The 18,738-nt window shown below is 41.5% G+C and carries 13 protein-coding genes and 1 pseudogene; 5 read left to right on the top strand and 9 right to left on the bottom strand.

Going from position 1 to position 18,738, the window contains the following annotated elements; genetic code table 11:
• The first annotated feature begins 353 nt into the window (after nucleotides 1-353).
• The 5 genes from CXF61_RS03170 (at nucleotide 354) to minE (ending at nucleotide 5,056) form a co-directional block, all read left to right on the top strand.
• A complete protein-coding gene (locus tag CXF61_RS03170; protein ID WP_165597117.1) occupies nucleotides 354-1,316 on the top strand; it encodes an acyltransferase in 963 nt (320 codons plus the stop codon).
• 351 nt (nucleotides 1,317-1,667) lie between these two features.
• Entirely contained in the window at nucleotides 1,668-2,765 is a 1,098-nt protein-coding gene (locus tag CXF61_RS03165; protein ID WP_227526578.1) for a hypothetical protein, read from the top strand.
• 71 nt (nucleotides 2,766-2,836) lie between these two features.
• On the top strand, nucleotides 2,837-3,661 hold the full coding sequence (gene minC / locus CXF61_RS03160) for a septum site-determining protein MinC (protein WP_165597116.1): 825 nt from the start codon (nucleotides 2,837-2,839) through the stop codon (nucleotides 3,659-3,661).
• A 289-nt stretch (nucleotides 3,662-3,950) separates the two neighbouring features.
• Nucleotides 3,951-4,763, top strand: coding sequence for a septum site-determining protein MinD (gene minD / locus CXF61_RS03155; protein WP_057761560.1), 813 nt, complete (start codon nucleotides 3,951-3,953; stop codon nucleotides 4,761-4,763).
• 2 nt (nucleotides 4,764-4,765) lie between these two features.
• Nucleotides 4,766-5,056, top strand: a complete 291-nt coding sequence (gene minE / locus CXF61_RS03150; RefSeq protein ID WP_057762631.1) for a cell division topological specificity factor MinE — start codon at nucleotides 4,766-4,768, stop codon at nucleotides 5,054-5,056.
• Between the two features lie 85 nt (nucleotides 5,057-5,141).
• On the opposite strand, the gene CXF61_RS03145 is transcribed toward minE, so the two are convergent.
• The 9 genes and pseudogenes from CXF61_RS03145 to pilG all read right to left on the bottom strand — a co-directional run bounded on the left by CXF61_RS03145 (nucleotide 5,142) and on the right by pilG (nucleotide 18,300).
• On the bottom strand, nucleotides 5,142-5,669 hold the full coding sequence (locus CXF61_RS03145; protein WP_165597115.1) for a cytochrome b: 528 nt from the start codon (nucleotides 5,667-5,669) through the stop codon (nucleotides 5,142-5,144).
• A 138-nt stretch (nucleotides 5,670-5,807) separates the two neighbouring features.
• The gene (locus CXF61_RS03140) at nucleotides 5,808-6,305 is read right to left on the bottom strand and encodes a hypothetical protein (RefSeq protein WP_165597114.1); all 498 of its coding nucleotides are present in this window, start codon (nucleotides 6,303-6,305) and stop codon (nucleotides 5,808-5,810) included.
• A gap of 17 nt (nucleotides 6,306-6,322) precedes the next feature.
• On the bottom strand, nucleotides 6,323-7,318 hold the full coding sequence (locus CXF61_RS03135; protein ID WP_165597113.1) for a chemotaxis protein CheB: 996 nt from the start codon (nucleotides 7,316-7,318) through the stop codon (nucleotides 6,323-6,325).
• A complete protein-coding gene (locus tag CXF61_RS03130) occupies nucleotides 7,308-14,183 on the bottom strand; it encodes an Hpt domain-containing protein (protein ID WP_165597112.1) in 6,876 nt (2,291 codons plus the stop codon). Before CXF61_RS03130 ends, CXF61_RS03135 begins: the two co-directional genes overlap by 11 nt.
• A 30-nt stretch (nucleotides 14,184-14,213) precedes the next feature.
• Entirely contained in the window at nucleotides 14,214-15,071 is an 858-nt protein-coding gene (locus CXF61_RS03125; protein ID WP_165597111.1) for a CheR family methyltransferase, read from the bottom strand.
• 185 nt (nucleotides 15,072-15,256) lie between these two features.
• Nucleotides 15,257-16,543: pseudogene (locus CXF61_RS03120) on the bottom strand (methyl-accepting chemotaxis protein); the annotation flags it as partial.
• 303 nt (nucleotides 16,544-16,846) lie between these two features.
• On the bottom strand, nucleotides 16,847-17,377 hold the full coding sequence (locus tag CXF61_RS03115) for a chemotaxis protein CheW (RefSeq protein WP_160022438.1): 531 nt from the start codon (nucleotides 17,375-17,377) through the stop codon (nucleotides 16,847-16,849).
• A gap of 3 nt (nucleotides 17,378-17,380) precedes the next feature.
• A complete protein-coding gene (locus tag CXF61_RS03110) occupies nucleotides 17,381-17,743 on the bottom strand; it encodes a response regulator (protein WP_057761573.1) in 363 nt (120 codons plus the stop codon).
• A 179-nt stretch (nucleotides 17,744-17,922) separates the two neighbouring features.
• The gene (gene pilG / locus CXF61_RS03105; RefSeq protein WP_057761576.1) at nucleotides 17,923-18,300 is read right to left on the bottom strand and encodes a twitching motility response regulator PilG; all 378 of its coding nucleotides are present in this window, start codon (nucleotides 18,298-18,300) and stop codon (nucleotides 17,923-17,925) included.
• Nucleotides 18,301-18,738: the final 438 nt, after the last annotated feature.

The following is an 18,738-nucleotide window of genomic DNA, read 5'->3' as shown; positions in this document are numbered from 1 at the left end:
AAATCGTGCTTTTTATAAAGATTGTCCGTTAATCTTTTTTAAGTACTTATCTACATTCCCCATTATTATGGCAACTACAACCTATCTCTGTGTAATATTTTGTCATACCTATGTATGAGAAGTGCAGGTTATATTTCAATGGTTTTATAGGTCAAATCTTCGCGCCTTGCTACCACTAGTCACGTTTACAACCGTACACTACAACATGTTTCTGCTAAAATTATATCGCTGAATTTGTCGGCTTTAAATAGTCATAATTTGAAGCTTTACGTTCATAATATCCCTGACTTGACTAGGACAGATTCAGCGGCATACGGCTTATTATTAATCAGATAGACTGAAAAGGATTGAGCATGCGATTGACATCTACCATTCGAAAAATGCATAAACGTTCGCCTAAATTGGGTAAAGCTGTGTCGCTTGCAACAGCCACTGGTGTCATCGCCGCCAATAGCTTCGGTGGTAGTATTCCTTTATGGCTAATGGGCGTCGGTAAAGTCATTACTGGCGCCTCTATTGCAGACAAAGCCGTCATAAAAATTGCTACTCACTGGATCAGTAGCAACAGTGCCTTGATCGATAACATGTTGCCTCGTAAAGATTGGCGTATCAACCTACCGGACGATATCCATACCAATGGTAAATACCTGCTAGTGAGCAACCACCAATCATGGGTCGATACTAGCATCGTGCAGTATATTGGCGAAAAACGTTTGCCACTTACGCGATTTTTTACCAAGTTTGAGCTGATCTACATCCCTATCGTTGGCCAAGCTTTTTACTTTTTAGATTTTCCAATGATGCGCCGACACTCAAAAGAAGCCATTGCCAAAAACCCTGCGCTAAAAGGCAAAGACATCGAAGAAGCCAAACGTGCCTGCGCCCTACTAAAAGACAAACCTTTTACCTTATTAAATTATTTGGAAGGTACTCGTTTTACCAAAGCCAAACAAGTTCAGCAAAAATCGCCTTATAAGCACTTATTGAAACCTCGTGCAGGCGGATTATCACTGGCCATCAGCGCACTAGGTGAGGATATCGATGGCATACTAGACATGACCATCGTATATCCTGATGGTGTACCAAGCTATGGCGATCTTTGGAAAGGTAATATCAAACGTTTGGGCGTTGATTTGCGCTACATCGATATACCAGATGCATTATTCGAAAGTATCAAGCAAGGTGGCTACGAAAATGATGAAGATATAAAAGCTCAAATGTTCGACTGGGTTGAACAAGTGTGGCGTCAAAAAGATGAACGAATTAGCACTATGTTGGCAGATTTTGAAACCAATTCTAAAACGCAAGATACCTAATGAGGATACTCAGCAGTACTAAACTGGCGGACCGTGAAATCTTATCAAATACCAAGCACAGTCTATGCAAGCGCACTAAGTAGTAAATATCGATAACGAGATAAAAAATTATTGGGCGACAAAGTTACGGGTACAAATGTCACAATAGTCATATCTTACTTATGATGTTTACTGTTAAAACAGCCATGCATCATAAGTAAATTTTAATTAAGGATGGGTTGTTTTTTAGCCTTATTCATTGATAATGTGACTAATCATGAACTTATAGATTTTCGATGTCTACTTTGATAGTAAATGGTAGTAAATATCGAATTCTTACCCATTTTTTGTGCCATTTATTACTTATAAGGTATGACTGTGCCCACCTCTACTACTAGCTCGCCGTTAGCTACCGAATCTGTTTTGAGTCAGCCTCCTTATCCAATAAGTGATGAGCCACCAAAACCGAACCATCCAAAGCCGAGTCGCTTTAAGCTCACTTACGATATTGTCATGATTATTGCCATCAGTATTGATCTGCTATTGATCAGTATCGACGCTATTTTGATGAGCAATTTTAGTAGTAATGCTGCAGAATGGCTAACCATCAGTGAAGCGCTCAATTGGTATCAAACAACCCTACATGATCCTCTACGCACTGCTGGAGGATTTTTTACTATCTTTTTGGTCGTTGAGTTGCTATTGCGTTGGGCGATTGCCATCAAACAAAAAGTCTATTATCGCTGGTTCTTTTTCCCATTCGTTCATTGGTACGAAGTATTAGGCTGTTTTCCGCAGCTACGTGCTTTGCGACTGCTGCGAGCGGTCGTTATTGGACGACGTCTATATCAGCTTGGCTATCAAGTACTGCCGCAGGCGTGGATCAATCGAATCAAGTTCTACATTGACCTACTGTTAGAAGAGCTCTCAGATCGCGTTATTTTGACAGCGATACAAAACTTTCGACAAGAGCTAACCAGTTCAGACACGCATAAATCATTCATTGAGTCGACGATTGCAAAAAATCGAAATGAGATTGAAGCGGCCGTATTGTCTGTGCTGCGTACAGAGCTTGCACCGAAGCTACAAGAACTGACTGCCTCATCAGGTGGGGGCAGTATATTGGCGAGCGAGATGGGTAATGCTATTGAAGAAGGATTGGCCAACACACCTGAGTTGCGCCGCTATCTACGCATGATACCTATCGCGGGCAGCCTTATTGAATCACAGCTACATCACGTCGGGCACAATATCGGTGAGAACGTCGTAAATGCATTAAACAAGCGACTTTTAGACCCTAAGCGCTTGGATATATTAATGATGGAAATTGCTAGCGGTATTGCGCAAATAGATACCAATAATACAGCGCTAGATACCTTAATTTCTAGTATCATTGATGACAGTTTGACTGCGTTTGAAGCGCAAGTAAAAGTGCAGCAATGGAAGCACCAAGATATACTAAATCTATAGTTTAGCTATCTAATAGCATGACGTAATAAGAGACATAATACCGTGACAGAATTATTTTTAAGGGTTTGTATATGACAGTTTCAGCTAACGATAACCAGACTGCACCAGCGCTAGCTTTCTATGGCAAGATGCTGACGTTTTCACGCGTACAGTTTAGTACAAACGATCTAGCAGCTATAGAAGCTCAGCTAACTGAAACGCTCAGCAATAAATCGAGCAATATTCCTATCCTTATTGATAGTGACGTTGAGCAGGATTTATCAGCATTGGTAGAGCTGTTATGGGCATGGGGATTGCAGCCTATTGGCGTGGTGACAGGAGTGCTGGATGCGCAAGCACGTGAGCAACGCTTAGCGATATTTCCAGCAGATGGTAAGCGTATTGAACGTATATTACCAAGTAAAAAAGCCCCCATCCCTACTCAAAAGGCAGTAGAGAACAACAACGCCGAAGTAGTTAATGCTAATAGCGTCGATGATACTTCTACCACGAGCGAACCTGCTACTGAAACGACACTATCTAATATGCCAACCGAGACATTGGTAAGTACCCAGCATATTACTAGCTTAATCTATGATCAAATGCTGCGTTCAGGACAAAGCCTCAATCACGTTGGTGGCGACTTGATTTTGACCAGTAGTATCAATAGTGGTGCTGAAGCGATTACTGACAATAGCTTACATGTATATGGCCGTGCACAAGGACGTTTGGTGGCAGGTGCAACAGGGGATAAAGATGCCCGTATATTTTGCCAAGTCTTTAATCCGTCATTGGTGTCAGTAGCAGGAACTTACTGCTTACGAGACAACTTACCTGAGCATGTCATCGACAAGTCGGTACAAGTAAAATTTGTAGAAGGCGAAGGCTTAGTGTTTACCGTGATGGATGAAGCTTAAGACGCCATTAAAAATAATACACGGTGAAGTGACTTTATAGAAAACTAAGGTAGTTAAGCTGCTCTATTCAACAAGCCAAAAAGCATGACTATGACCCTACCAATACCACGCAAAGAGGCTAATTGAGCGATACATAGGTTGTTTTTCTGCTTTAGTATCGAGCTGCTATAAATTTTTGTTTATTTATGCTAGGCTAGCTTCGAAGATAGTGTATATATGTTAGGTAAATAACATGTAATTTTGCTATTTATATAAAAGATATCCCATTGATTCATAGGAGTGTGCCATTGTGGCGAAGATAGTTGTAATCACTTCAGGTAAAGGCGGTGTGGGTAAAACCACGACAAGTGCTTCTTTTGCCGCTGGTTTGGCATTACGTGGCTATAAAACAGTTGTTATCGACTTTGATGTAGGTCTACGTAATCTAGACTTAATCATGGGTTGCGAAAACAGAATTGTTTATGACTTCGTAGATGTCATCACTGGAAATGCGCGCTTGTCGCAAGCACTTGTCAAAGACAAACAGCTTGAAAACCTGTATATCCTGCCAGCCAGTCAGACGCGTGATAAAGACGCATTGACTGACGAAGGGGTATCAGAGGTAATGGCTGAACTCTCTAAACAGTTTGACTATATCATCTGTGACTCGCCTGCTGGTATTGAGCGCGGTGCACAGCTAGCGATGTACCATGCGGACGAAGCTATTATTGTCACTAACCCTGAGATCTCTTCAGTGCGTGACTCAGATAGAATCATCGGTATTCTGCAAAGTCAGACGAAAAAAGTAGAAGAGAACCAAGGGACTGTTCGCGAGCATTTGATTATCACTCGTTATAATCCTGAACGTGCGGCTGCCAATGAGATGATGGATATTGATACTATCTCGAACGATATCCTAAAAGTTCCACTACTTGGTGTTGTTCCCGAGAGCCATTCAGTGCTCGAAGCGTCCAACCATGGCGAACCAGTTATTCATTATACTGACTCTGTTGCTGGTCAATGTTATGAAGACATTGTCGCCCGTTTCTTGGGTGAAGAGCGTCCACTACGTCATATTGACGTGAAGAAAAAGAGTCTATTACAGCGCTGGTTTGGGGGATAATGATGACTAAGAAAAAAGGATTTTGGAGTAGCCTATTTGGTACTGACGACAACAGTAACGCAGGTAGTGCAAATTTAGCAACTGAGCGTTTAAAAGTTATCGTTGCTAGCGAAAACAGATTAAACAATCGATTAACGGTTGATCGTATCGAAAAAATGAAACGTGAAATCTTAGAAGTTGTGAACAAATACGTTAACGGTGTGCAGATTGATGATGTCAATATTAACCATCGTTCTGAAGACAGCTTAGATGTGTTAGAGATGAATATCAATTTACCTGAGCATAAGAAATAGCATTCTAACAGTACGTATTTCTACAATGAATAAAAAAAGCCCCAAGTTTGATACTTGGGGCTTTTTGATGTTTATCGATTATAGATTATTTCATACGGGCAATGAGATTGTCTTTTTTGACAAACTGATGGTATAGCGCGGCGGCTATATGCAAGACCGTAAAACCAATAATCATTGGCCAGATAATCTCAGTATGCAAGTTATTGTAAAAACGAGCCAAACTTCTATCTGGGGTCACGAATACAGGTATCTGAAAAATACCAAAAATATCGACTGGTCGACCGCCATATACTGCCATCAATAAGCCAACCATTGGCATAGCAATCAGTATGGCATAGAGAGCAAAATGTGACAGCTGAGATACGAGCATTTGCCATTTTGGCATAGCTAACGGTGGTGGCGCCTTAGTAAAAACGCGGTTGATGACTCGAGCAATCATCCAGAATAATAAGCTCACGCCGAACGCTTTATGGTATCCAATAAACATATTGCTATCTAAATTCTCATATAGCAGTATCATTAGCCATGTGACTAACAGTAAGGCTGCACTAATCCAATGAAAAATACGGCTACTAACCGACCACTTTGATATATTCGAGTTGGCATTATTCATGAGTGACTCTACTACCTTTATCAGGAATTATCTCTAATCAGTTTTATAAGCTAGCTAATGCTCTTCAACAGATGAAGTCATTAACGTTACTGGCTTACTATTTATAGAATGGAGAATACCTTAAATAGCGATAAGAATCTAGCTATCCGAATCAATCAGGTGATAGGCAATTTTGTCTAAATCTGGTACTAAGTATAGCTCGTCATCAATCATCACTGTTTGATATAGGTAGGATAAGACGTCATTTTTATCAAAATACTCTTCCCTATCTTCGCCATTGGCAGTACTAAACTGTTCAGGTGTCTCTACATCTTTCACTTCAGAAATTCGTGCTTGCAGCTGACGCAAGTCACCTGCCGTCTGTAAGGCAAAACGGTGATCAGTCGTATTACCTTCCAAAACAATCATTTTGTCTGGGATTTGATCTTGCAGTAACAAATGAAATACAGCCAAATCTTGCTGTTGCCAGTCGTATCTAGAAACCTGCTGCTGGGACTCATCCACACTCAAAATCAGGCTACTCGGAATGATCCAGTCCGGCTGGTTAACTGCTGGAACAATAGTGACGTCAAGCATACCGTTGTTGGTAGTCAACAGACTCACAGCCTCAAACGAATGTTTCAAAATTTGTGTCATAAGTCACTCGCAATAAGTTAATGTGAACGGCTAGCTGCCCTTTCACCAATGTAATCGGTTAGTTTTTTTGCTAAATCGGTAGGGCTACCAACAAAATTGCAACACCCTGAGTCAATGATAGCCTGAGGTTGACTTGGACATGCGCTCAAGCTCGGATCTTGTGCCCATAATTGACTGTTATTGTCTTGGATTAAATCTAGATACTGAGAGCCATCATTACCCATACCTGAAAATATAATATTAATAAGCTCGCTACCATAGACATCACTGGTATTTTTGAGCAGCTGCCCGATTGCAGGCTTATATTCACCATGCCAATCTTGATCCAATAGTATCACGCGACCTGTTGAATCGCAGACAACCTGCTTATCAATAGGTACTATCAGACACTCTCCTGCTCGTAGCCGCTGTGAAGAAGCGATAATCTTACAGCGCCAGTCATTATGACGATTAAGTATGCGGGGCAACGTACCAATCATAGCCTGATTAAAATGATGTGCCAATAAAATACAAATTGGCAGTGTGGCTGGTACGTTATCTAAGAATTCTTTTACCGCGCTAGGACCGCCCGTAGAGGCACCCAAAAATACGACATAATGCCAGTCAGTATCAGCACTCTTGTAAGCTGGAGCATCTACCAATATTGGCAAGTCAAGCAGTTGAGCAAATTTACGCTTTAACTTACGCTGCCATTTTGCATATTCTTGTGATTCGTTTAGATACGGTGCTTGACTGAAGCCCACTAATACTGCTGCTGGTTTGGATGCCACCGTCGCTATTGCCACACTGTCATCATAATCACTGTCTATCAGCCAAATATCGATAGCTGAGTTAGAAAGCGCACCTGTTTCCCGCCACTGTGCTCGTGACACACAGCCGACCAGCGTAAAGCCGAAGCCACGTACCGTATCTGAAAACGCCATGCGCTGGCGATGGTCTTCTGCCACCACCATCACTTTAATATCGTTTCTATTTTTTTTTCGCAGCGCTAAAACACGTGCATTATCCTTCATTAGTCAGGCTGACCCCTTCACCTAGTAATTTTTGCATTTTATCAAGCAGCTCTTTTTCTTGGAATGGTTTACCCATATAGTCATTCACACCAATCTCTAAGGCACGCTCACGATGCTTTTCGCCAGTACGTGACGTTATCATAATAATCGGAATTTGCTTTAGACGACTATTATGTCGGACTTGAGTGGCGACCTCGAAGCCGTCCATACGAGGCATTTCGATATCAAGCAATATCATGTCTGGTGTCATATCTTGCAATATCTCAATTGCGTCAATACCATCTTTAGCGACTGCCACATTGAACCCTTGGCGCTCTAAGAAACGTGAGGTTACTTTACGTACCGTCACGGAGTCATCGACGACTAGAATGGTAGATTTAGACTCTATACGTCCTCTTTTAGCATCAGCAGCTTTCGTAATATTCTTGACCAATTGCGCATTACGCATAAGGGCAATCAAATCTAAGATGAGCATGACCGAGCCATCACCCATAATAGTAGCAGCTGAAACCCCTGGAATATTTGATAACTGTTGGCCTAAAGGTTTGACAACAACTTCTATGCGCGAACCTGCAATCTGATCCACTTGCAAAGCGATATTCTGTCCAGTACGGTTTTTAATAATGATAAGCGGTAAGCTGGTATTGGTATTTACCACCAACTCATTTAACTTATTGCCTGATAAAATTTCATTTAGATAACGTACTCGATACTCAGTGTCTTCAAAATTCAATGTGGCATCATTTGATTGATAGTAGTCATAGAGCTTCTCTGGATTCATTCGAACCACGCGCTCAATCTGTACCAATGGAATCGCATAGTAGCGATCTGCAGCACGAACAACCAACGCGTCAGACACGGCTACCGTCAGTGGTAGACGCATTGTGAAACTTGAGCCTTTACCCAACTCTGAAACGACGGATACCGCTCCACCTAGTTGACGAATTTCACTAATAACAACGTCCATACCAACGCCGCGTCCAGAAATCTGAGTCACTTGCTGACTAGTACTTAATCCAGCGTTGAAAATATATTGCATAATATCAAGGTCTGACAGACTATTATTATCTGCATCAATTAGACCCTGAGAGATGGCTTTACTACGTACTGCTTCAACATCAATACCTCGCCCATCATCTGTTAATTGAATGACGATTTCACTACCTTCACGACGGACCTCAAGGGTGATACGACCACTACGCTCTTTGCCTGACTTCAGACGGGTTGACGTGGTTTCAATACCATGGTCGACAGCATTACGTAACATATGCTCAAGCGGTGACGTAATGCGCTCTAGGATGGTTCTATCCATCTCGTCATCAGCATTAACAATGGTCAGTTCAACAGACTTATTAAGCTCGTTAGCTGTTTGACGTACGATACGTTCAAGACGTGGTGTCAAGCGTGTAAATGGCACCATACGTGAATTCATCAAACCGTCTTGCAGTTCCGTCTGGGTACGAGATAACTGTAGCAGCAGGCTTTCGCTATCACGGGTTTTTTCTAATAATGTATGATTAATATCAACCAAATCTGAGGCCGACTCTGTTAAAGATTTAGACAGCTGATTCAAAGATGAGTATTGATCCATCTCTAGAGGGTCAAAGTCTTCATTATCGATGAGTTCCTCATCTATTTGAGATAGAATCTGTGCTTCTAGCTCGATCTCCATACGACGTAGCTGATCTGCCAAACGTTGTACTGTCGTACCCATCTCTTCAATACTGTTTGTTAGACTACTGATACCCATATCGATACGAGCACGGTTAATCGCTGACTCACCAGATAAATTAATCATGTGCTCAATTAAACCACCCGAGATACGAATCATCTCATTGCTACTAGCGCTCTGATCTTCCTCATGAGTATCTCTAAGCATAGACGGCATTTCACTGATATCTTTTGCAAGATACTGCGAATCTTGGTTTTCTTTGGCAATCAAGATTGCTTCACGCTGGGCTTGTAGAGACTCTTTAGGTATCGTTTTTAGGCTATCAGGGTTTCTACCAAATTGCTCCAACGCTTCAATTAACAGCGTAGGCGTCGGTGGATTAACATGTTGTTGAAGAATAAATACTGCATCAGCCAGCCAGTCATGACTTGCAACCAGCAACTCTAATACTTTTTTGGTGGCTGGACGTCGATTACTGACAAAATCCGTATAGACCGACTCCATCTCGTGCGCCAAATCAGCAATACCAGAGGCAGTGACCATTCGTGCGCCACCCTTTATGGTATGCAAGTCACGTTGGAGCGCTTGTAACGCTGTGGTATTACTCGTATCTTTTAAGAACAAGTGCAGATACTTATTACGATTGGTAAGCTCTTCTGCTTCTTCTAAAAATACCGCTAATATATCAGGATCAGGCAATCCATTGGCCCATGATTGCTTAATCATGCTATCCAGACTTAGGGTACTCAATGCCTCATTATCACTATCAACAACATTGGCAGCAATGCTACGCTCTGTAGGTTCAAAGTGATTTTTTGGTACTGGTATGACTAGATCGACTACCTCTGGTAACGTTTTTGCTTTTTCAAGCTGATGCAACTGTTCAATTAGCTCTGGAGTAAAGAAAGATTTCTTATGACTCACAATATGCATCACTTGTAGTGACATCGTATCTTGCACCATTTGCATGATTTCAAGCCACTGCGCGGTTGGCGCTCTTCGGTTCTCTACAAACGACTCATAGACGCTTTCTGCTTCGTGGGTTAAATCACCAATACTACGGATACCGGCCATCCGTGCACCGCCTTTAATCGTGTGCAAATGACGCTGTAGAACTTTCAGCGCATTGATATTGGTGATATCGGCCCGCCATTTATTGAAGCTTTCATCTAGTGCAGTATCAAGCTCTTGTGCTTCTTCTAAAAATATCTCTAATAGCTCGATATCAGTATCAATGGTTTCGAACTGTAGCTCAGTTGCTGGAACAACTCTAACGGTGAAGCCAACGTCCTCGTTCTCATCCCTTTCTTGATAAATACTCTGTAGATCATCAATGACTTGTTTATCTATTTTTAAGGAGGTACTTCCAGCTAAGGCATCGAACAAGCCAATCAGCTGAGCATGACCTGCATGCAATATCGCTTGAATGTCTTGATTTTGAGCTTTATCGATATTATTACTCAAATAACGATACGCATTACCCAGCTCATCTAAAATCGTGACAAATTTTGGAAATGCTTGCGCCTTTTCCATGAGAGAGGCTATTTGAGAGATTTGCTGCTCTATATAACTTTGAATATGCTCTATTTCAGTATGATTCAACGCATCATCTAGTTCCCACTCAGCATCGAGCAACGTATCAATATTACTGTCTAATAACTCTTCTATCGTCAGTTTCTTATTGGTCATGACAGTAGTGTCATTAGCCACGTATTGCTCACCAAGCATGGCTTGCAATGACGCTATATCATGCTGACTCTGCGACCCATCGTCCTCTGTTGATGCATCATGCTGCTCTACATTTTGCTTATAATTATTCAGATAACCATCTATTAATGTGGCTGACTGGGCTAATGCTGCTAAGTGCTGAGCATTCATACCTATATCTTGTTGTTGTAATGACTCCAAGCTATGCTCGATGGTCGCACTGACTTCGCTGATAGCGGCCAAAGCACTAGAACCCGAAGCGCCGCGCAAAGTATGAAATGCGCGTACGATTTCATCTGTGATTTCTATATGATGCTGTTCTCTATTGTCTTTGACAAACTGTTCGATACAATCAAGCAGCTCTTCTGCTTCATCAATAAATATCTTACAAAATGCTTTTTCTTCCTCAGTTTGAGGGGTAAGGACAACCGCTGCCTCAGCCATTTTTTCATTGACCGAATGAAAGGTCTGCAAGGTAGAGTCTATTGCTTCATTACTGTTGTCATCATAAACATAGCCAGTCTCAGCCGTATCAGACAATGGCGTCTTTTCTTCCATCTCATCTATAGAGCTATCTACTAATTGTGCAAACAACGCAGAATAACTAAATCCATTACCCTGCTGTTTGCTATACGCATCAGCACATGCAATCCATACTGGGACAACAGCTGGATAGTCTTGAGTACCCTGTTCAAATGCTACGAGCATCTTGGGGTAAGCTGCCAGTACATCTGTAATCAACTGACGTATATCAGCTGAGATAGCGACACTGTTATCTAAAACACGGTTAAGCATGTTTTCTATAGACCATGCCAGTTCCGCTGTATAGTTAGCGCCTACCATGCGGCCCGAACCTTTCAAGGTATGGAAACCACGGCGAATATCCTTTAATCCCTCTAGATCGGTCGAATTTTCCTGCCAGCTTTCGTACAACGGCACAATTTCTGCCAATACTTCATTGGCCTCTTCTATAAATATCTCTTTGATATCAGGATCTGCACCGTCGGCATCAGCTGGTAGTTTATTAGTCTCTTTAATAAAAGGTGCAAGATTCTCTGGAATATCCAATGTAGATAGATATTCGTTGGTATTTGCTTCCTTGTTATTCGAGTCAGTAACCAACTCGGTACTATCGTTATTAGAATCGTTATCAGCATCATCGATTTCTAGTAGCGATTTTTCTAATTCTGCATCATCTGACATAAACTCTTTAGGAGCAAGTTCAGCTAGCGTCAGTCCAGTGTTGACCGGCTGCTGGCTCATAAGATTACTACTTTGTAAGATAGCAATAGCAGGATCAAAGCTTGGTGGGCGCTGCGCTGAAAAATCTGCTACCAACGCTGGTAGAATTTTTGTGGTATCAACTACTAGATTCACAACATCATCTGTTACTGGCAATGTTTTATCTAATAAACGATTGAGTAGGTTTTCGATTGACCATGCTATCTCACTGATACTAAAGGCACCAACCATACGACCTGAGCCTTTTAGAGTGTGAAAACCTCTACGTACTTCGGTCAATGGTGTTAGATCTTGTGAGTCTTGCGCCCAGATAGGAAGAAAATCCTCAAGATCAGTGATGATTTCAGTCACTTCTTCGATAAAGATATCGTGGACATCTTCATCTGTTTCAAAGTTATCAGGCTTCACGTGTTCACGAGCCTGCTTTAGTGCATCACTTTCAGTACTATTGGACAGACTCACATTATCTTGTTCAACTACATTTGCATCGTCTATATTGATAACAGGGCTGATCTCGCCACTATCATCGTAACGTACAACATTCGTCGCAGCTGACTCTTGAGCGAACACAGTCTCATTAAGCGTTTCTGGTGAATCGATATCAGTATCAAGAAGCTGTGTTGCTCTGGCCGTATGTTCATTTGCTAAAGTAAGCAGCTGCTGATCAAAGACCTGCTGCGCAAGATAATCAAGTAATAGCTCAATAGACGTTAAGCTCTCAGCCAACGCCTGCACCAAACTCCAGCTCGGGGTAGTAATATTACGAGTAGTTAACTGTGCAAATAGACTACCGATATCATCCATAGTATGACGAATTTCTGGCAATTTCATATCGTCAAAGGCTTGACCAATACTGGTAAAATCAGTAGACGCTGGTAATAACCCAATATCTTGGTGTTGTATATAGTCGTTGAAGTTTTGCTTTATCTCTTCTACTGCAATTCGAAGCTCACGTAGGCCATCATCGGTAGGAATAGAGTCATGTTTACCTTTTAATTCTGTCTCGTTACTATTTATCACTTCAGGCACAGTAGCAAAAGAGGTCGCATCACCAATCTTAAGAGAAATAGTTTGCTCAGTGCTATAAATAGCGTTGTATAACTCTTGCAGCTTGCGTTCAATTTGCCATTGCTCTTGCGCAAAACTTGTTTCTGATACGAGAGACTGTTTTAAATCTGCAAGGATTGATTCCACCTGAGACACATAGTAAGTCCAGCCTCGGTTTTTGAGCTGTTCTCTGATATATTGCAAAGGAGCTACCAAGCTATCTGGCTCATCTAACTTGAAGATAAGCGCATCAAGCTGAGTCAATAATTGCGGTAAAAAACGAGACGCTGTCGTAGTACTTTGAGATACTTTATCCAAAATAGACTGAGTACGTTTGCTACTGTGCGCTAGATAACTCAATTCGACATAGATTGCGGTGGTCAATCTTACAACTATAGTTGAAGGTACTTCATTTGATTGGGCACAAGATTCTATAACTTGATCAAGCTGACCTAATAATGGAGCATAACGCTCAGGAAGTGGTTTCTCGTTTTGGGCCAGATCGCTTAGCAGTAATTCGGTTAAACACCATAGTCTTTGTAAACCACTATCTTGTGTTGTCTGCCTGAGATACTGGCTAGCTTTTTCTAAGGTACTGAGTGCTGACGACTGATTTGTATTAGTGATTAGTAATGCCTGTACTTGTTGACGCCATACGAGTAGCAACTGCTGACACTGTTCACTTGTCAAGCTAGCAGTAGCCTGTTCTGTTGGTACGGCCACTTCAATACTATTGATAATATTTTCGTTATTCGCATGATCATTCGTGTATTCATGCTGAATATCACTAATGTTTACAAGAATATCAGTTTCTATATCTCGTTGAGACAAGGCTTGGGTCAGCTCATCAACCGCCCTACTTATTAGGCCTATATGATAGATTCCTGTACGCGCATACTGATTGATCTCTCGTTGCAACAATCGATGAGAAAACTGACCTATACGACGCTCTTTGACAGAAAAATCATCGTAATTTCGTAATCCTGCGAGTTGACTCAACTTGCTAGCAACATTTGCTAATAAGGGATGCTTAAGTATGATGAGTGCACCACTAACCTGATGATAACTTGATATCAGCTGTTCATGGTCGATGCTAGATTCACCTAATTGCCAACCGTCAGATATCTGTGTTAACTGCTGATTGAATAATGGTAGCAACCACTGAAATGTCACGATGTCATTGGGCTGGTTTTTCATAGGTTTATCCTAACTCGTCTATGCACTAATTTAGGCACTAATTTTTTGCCACACATTAACCTGTGGGTGCGCAATGCGGCGCATATTTGAAGGACGCCAGAACAACGCCTCACCTGGAGCCAATATAATATATCCCTCTAACGCGCACTGCTCTGATAACCGTGCCAAAATATCACGCTGATCAAATTTACGAAAATATAGCAGCATGTTTTGGCAAATAATCACATTCTGAAGATGCGTAGTGGGTGGTTTTTGTTCAATAATATTGTGTACAGAAAAATTGACATATGGCTGCAATACAGGTGCTACTTGCCATTTTTTCTGCATACTATTAGCCGCTTCTGGGTTGCTAGGCTTCAATCTGTTTAATGTACTCTTAGAAGGCAGCGGCTGAACAAACGGCTGACACGATTGCGGGATTAAAGTTTGCTGCCTGTTATCGTATCGCCCCAGCCGTGCGCTTTTAATAGCCTCTTCGCTGATGTCTGTCCCTAATATTTCATAGTCTTGACATCGCTGTGCGGCCAAGCTCATGGCCAGTGACCAAGCTTCTTGTCCACTTGCGCAGCCAACACTCCAAATACGAAACAAACTATCAATGTTGTCCGCTTTATGATGCTGCAATGCATATTCTGTGACAAAGTCGATAGAGGGTCTATGTCGAAAGAAGCGACTCTCATGAATGAGTACTTTATCTAGCAACTGTTGACGAAACCTATCACTTTTCGATAGTTGATACCATAATTGTTGAACGCTCAATCCGTTCGACCTCGCCGTACAGTCGATTGCATTAGCCAGCCACTGTAGCTGTACGTCTGGCAGCACAAATTCAGTCTCTTGCTCTATGTACTTCTGCCATCGCTGCACATCCAAACTGTCGACTTTCATCAAAGTATTACCCAATGTCAGATCAACTGTATTAAGCAGATGGTTTAACTAATTAACACCATCTATGCCAGACAAATCATCTACTATAATTACGGCTTCTTGTTATCACTCTTACAGCAGCAACTTTATTCAATACGCAGCAAAATCAAATGCTGTCGATCTTGTTCTAACAGAATAACTAATCACTAAACGCTTTCTTTCAATGCGCCTTCCGTATCCAACACTTCATAATCTACTAGCTCGTCGTCGTTCGATACCTTAAAGCCTGTTACCGATTCCTGTAGTGCTGCTGCCATTTCACTTAACTCACCAATAGAACGGGCTGTTGCCATCGTTCCAGAAGAAGTCTGTGAAGTAATATCTTGAATGATGTTCATGGTGTGAGAAATATGACCCGCAGACTCAGCCTGTTGTAATGCAGCGTTTGAGATGTTTTGAATCAAGTCAGCCAAGGTGTTAGAAACGCTCTGTACCTCTTCTAGCGCCTCACCTGCATCTTTTGCTAAGCGTGCGCCGCGTACAACTTCAGAAGTTGTTGACTCCATCGACATAACTGCTTCGTTGGTATCAGCCTGAATGGTTTTTACCAATGTTTCAATCTGCTTAGTAGCATTTGCTGAACGCTCAGCCAGACGCTGTACTTCATCAGCAACAACCGCGAAGCCTCGGCCCGCTTCCCCTGCCATCGATGCCTGAATAGCGGCGTTCAATGCCAAAACGTTGGTCTGGTCAGCAATATCATTAATTAGTCCAACGATATCACCAATCTCTTGCGAAGACTCACCAAGACGCTTAATACGTTTTGACGTTTCTTGAATCTGATCACGAATAACGTTCATACCCTCAATAGAGCGTTGTACAACTTCTGCTCCATTGTGAGAAATAGCAACTGAACGCTGGGCAACCGTTGCAGATTCCGCAGCGTTGTTTGAAACCTGATCAATTGAGACAGTCATCTCATTAATAGCGGCTGATACACCAGCAATCTCTTGTGCCTGGTGTTCAGAAGCTTCGGCCAGTTCAACAGCATTCATCTGCGTTTGATCTGAAGACTGCGATACGCGGTCAGCAGTGCTGTTAATAACCAGTACCAGCTGTCGCAATTGGTCAATTGCAAAGTTGACTGAATCAGCAATTGCCCCTGTAAAATCTTCTGATACAGTCGCGTTGACTGTCAAATCACCTTCTGCCAAATCACCCAATTCATCAAGCAGACGTAAAATAGCGATCTGGTTACGTTCGTTTTCTTCTTGGATTTGACGCGCTCGCTCAGACTCAGCTTCTGCTTCTTGGCGACGACGCAAGGTTTCTTTTTCAATAAGCGATCGTTCTGATCCACCACGGTTTTTCAGTAGCTGGTACAAAGCAAACAGAATCCCTAATGCGCCGATTGCAAATACAGCCGCTGGCAAGATAACGGATTGATTGAAACTATCGAAATACTGACTTACCGATGATAGCGAATTAACTAGCCAAATCAGACAAGCCAAACTTAATAGAACAAAAAATCCTAACAATAGCTTCCAAGTACTATCAGCGTCTTTGCCATCTGCTGATGTTTTGGCCATACCAGCTACAGGTTTTTTTATCACATCACTCATCTTGCGTCTTCCTTTCAAACAGTCATCAAAGTCTAATTGTGGCTGACTTTGACAATCGTATTGTTATCTAAACAATGATTAGCAAAGCCTGTATAAATGCTGACATCGAACCCTATTATGTCAGTCGCTATTCCTCTATCGTTACTCAATAGACAGGTATTTTATAAGTAATAGCTATATCGCAGCATCTGAATACTGAGGATCCTGTGCGAGCAAACTTGGCATAAATACATACCAGTCTTGGTCGTTTTTGAAAAACTTGCCATGGTTATAAGGCGCAAACGGCGACTCTGGATCTATGGCTTCTGGACGATACTGTTCTTGTGTGAACTGTTCGATACCAAGTACTTGATCAACCAGCAGTCCTGAAAAGTTATTGTCATAATCAATGACGATAACTTTTCGTTGGCTCATTTGTGTCAAGCGACTAGGGACTTGCAAAAAATGCGACAAATCCGTCAAAGGTAATAGTCGCCCACGAATGTTGGCAATACCTAGCATCCATGGCTTTACTAGAGGTAGGCTAGTATATTCTGGCATAGATAATACCTCTGATACCTGACCCATAGGGGCAACTAAGCGCTGCCCACCAATTTCAAATACCACACCTTGCCAATCAAACTCTTGGCCACCGCGGCGACCGCTTTTGCGCGCGCGTGCCAAATCTGCTAAACGCAGAAGCTCAATAAATCCTCTAGAAGCCACAAGTTACTCCATCACTTTGCGAATCATATTGACCAATCCACTTTCATCAACTGGTTTGTTCATATATTCTTTAGCGCCTTGACGCTTGCCCCAAACTCTATCTGTTTCTTGGTTTTTGGTACTGATCATGATGACAGGGATATGAGCAGTGGTTTTACCGCGGGTAATCTTGCGCGTGGCCTGAAACCCATTCATTTCAGGCATTACCACATCCATCAGGATTACATCTGGTAAATGTTCAGCTGCCATCTGGCAACCCTGCTCACCATTGGTCGCTTCCAACACTTGGAAGTTGTTTTTGGCAAGCATATCGCGAAATTTCGCCATTTCTGATGGCGAGTCGTCAATGACTAAAACGGTAGTCATAGGAGGTTCCTTTATGTTCTAAAATATCTGTGAAGATATATTGATATATGGTTCAGATAAAATGATTAAAAATAGCACTTATAAATCGACTGGTAGCCACTCTTTAATCATAATTATTCAGTATTGAATAATCTGGAGCGATAATATCAATCACTCCCTGTAAGTCTATATTTATTCGATTAACGGTACTGATTAATGGCATCAAAAAGCTCATCTTTACTAAATGGCTTGGTCAGATACTCATCAGAACCCACAATACGACCACGTGCCTTATCAAATAGACCATCTTTAGATGACAACATGATTACCGGTTTATTAGCATAATCAGGGTTATTTTTTATTAGCGCACAAGTCTGATATCCATCTAGACGTGGCATCATAATATCGACAAAAATAATATCTGGATTGTTATCTACAATCTTCGCTAACGCATCGAAACCATCGATAGCGGTCACTACTTCACAGCCCGCTTTTTGTAATAAAGTTTCTGCAGTACGGCGAATGGTTTTTGAATCATCAATTACCATTACTTTTAAACCTTCAAAATTATTTTCCATTCTCATTGTCCTGTAAACGACTATTTGTTCGTAACGCTATCTAGCAATACAAAATTTGCTTGGCTATTTTAAACTTTTATATCATCTATTGTCAGATCGATATAAGTACCTATATTTGCATTGTCTGCGTTGAAATTTGTGATAACAGCGAATCTTCTACAATTGATGCCTAATGACTAATCGCGGTATCAATATAACGTACTATACGCACTTTATTATTATTAATCTTACAAAATCTAGCGTTATTTGAGTGCTTTGAATAAGATAACTTACCCCGCGAATATCTAATAGAAAAGTCAAATATAACAACGATTCCAATTAACTATAAATCCATTTTCTAACATATAAATAGATTGAAATTTGAATTGAAGGTAGCGTTATTATATTTTTGTATTGTATATAACTGGCAATGATATTACTGGATAATTTTCATTTGTA

It is taken from the genome of Psychrobacter sp. 4Dc (genome assembly GCF_002836715.1).
GTDB lineage: Bacteria > Pseudomonadota > Gammaproteobacteria > Pseudomonadales > Moraxellaceae > Psychrobacter.
This window is presented reverse-complemented; position numbering and strand designations above follow the sequence as displayed.

Bases quoted from the DNA above. Each gene is read 5' to 3' on its own strand.
- CXF61_RS03110 (WP_057761573.1), bottom strand. From the start codon at position 17,743: ATGACTACCGTTTTAGTCATTGACGACTCGCCATCAGAAATGGCGAAA.
- CXF61_RS03140 (WP_165597114.1), bottom strand. From the start codon at position 6,305: ATGACACAAATTTTGAAACATTCGTTTGAGGCTGTGAGTCTGTTGACT.
- CXF61_RS03145 (WP_165597115.1), bottom strand. From the start codon at position 5,669: ATGAATAATGCCAACTCGAATATATCAAAGTGGTCGGTTAGTAGCCGT.
- CXF61_RS03165 (WP_227526578.1), top strand. From the start codon at position 1,668: ATGACTGTGCCCACCTCTACTACTAGCTCGCCGTTAGCTACCGAATCT.
- minE (WP_057762631.1), top strand. From the start codon at position 4,766: ATGACTAAGAAAAAAGGATTTTGGAGTAGCCTATTTGGTACTGACGAC.
- CXF61_RS03125 (WP_165597111.1), bottom strand. From the start codon at position 15,071: ATGAAAGTCGACAGTTTGGATGTGCAGCGATGGCAGAAGTACATAGAG.
- CXF61_RS03135 (WP_165597113.1), bottom strand. From the start codon at position 7,318: ATGAAGGATAATGCACGTGTTTTAGCGCTGCGAAAAAAAAATAGAAAC.
- pilG (WP_057761576.1), bottom strand. From the start codon at position 18,300: ATGGAAAATAATTTTGAAGGTTTAAAAGTAATGGTAATTGATGATTCA.
- minC (WP_165597116.1), top strand. From the start codon at position 2,837: ATGACAGTTTCAGCTAACGATAACCAGACTGCACCAGCGCTAGCTTTC.
- CXF61_RS03170 (WP_165597117.1), top strand. From the start codon at position 354: ATGCGATTGACATCTACCATTCGAAAAATGCATAAACGTTCGCCTAAA.
- CXF61_RS03130 (WP_165597112.1), bottom strand. From the start codon at position 14,183: ATGAAAAACCAGCCCAATGACATCGTGACATTTCAGTGGTTGCTACCA.